Origin of the sequence: Neisseria sp. P0019.S002 (assembly GCF_051957155.1) — a bacterium.
Classification (GTDB): Bacteria; Pseudomonadota; Gammaproteobacteria; order Burkholderiales; family Neisseriaceae; genus Neisseria; species Neisseria perflava.
Genome location: NZ_JBQCWS010000116.1, coordinates 1 through 457, shown reverse-complemented (window position 1 = coordinate 457; position 457 = coordinate 1). Strand labels below are relative to the sequence as shown.

General features: G+C 58.9%; 1 pseudogene. It reads right to left on the bottom strand.

The window, feature by feature from the left end:
- A pseudogene (locus ACTHTY_RS11845) lies at window positions 1–457 on the bottom strand (excinuclease ABC subunit UvrA); the annotation flags it as partial.

Below are 457 nucleotides of genomic sequence, written 5' to 3'. Positions count from 1 at the left end.
TGTAGAGTGTTCTGACGGTGTCGCGTTTGGATAGCTCTAAGGCAAGTTTGACGCGCTGGGCTTCGACGCAGGAGAGGGTGGTGGCGGACTGGCCGAGGCGGATGTCGCCTAGGCCTACGTCCATGAGGGTTTGCAGTTTGCGCGATACGGTGGGGACGGCGTCGAAAAATTCGCGGGCTTCTTCGACGGTCATGTCGAGGACTTGGCTGATGTTTTTGCCTTTGTCTTGGATTTCGAGGGTTTCGCGGTTGTAGCGTTTGCCGTGGCAGACTTCGCAGGGGACGTACACGTCGGGCAGGAAGTGCATTTAGACTTTAATTACGCCGTCGCCTTGGCAGGCTTCGCAGCGGCCGCCTTTGACGTTGAAGGAGAATCTGCCGACGTTGTAGCCGCGTTCGCGCGAGAGGAGTACGCCGGCGAAGAGTTCGCGGATGGGGGTGAACAGGCCGGTGTAGGT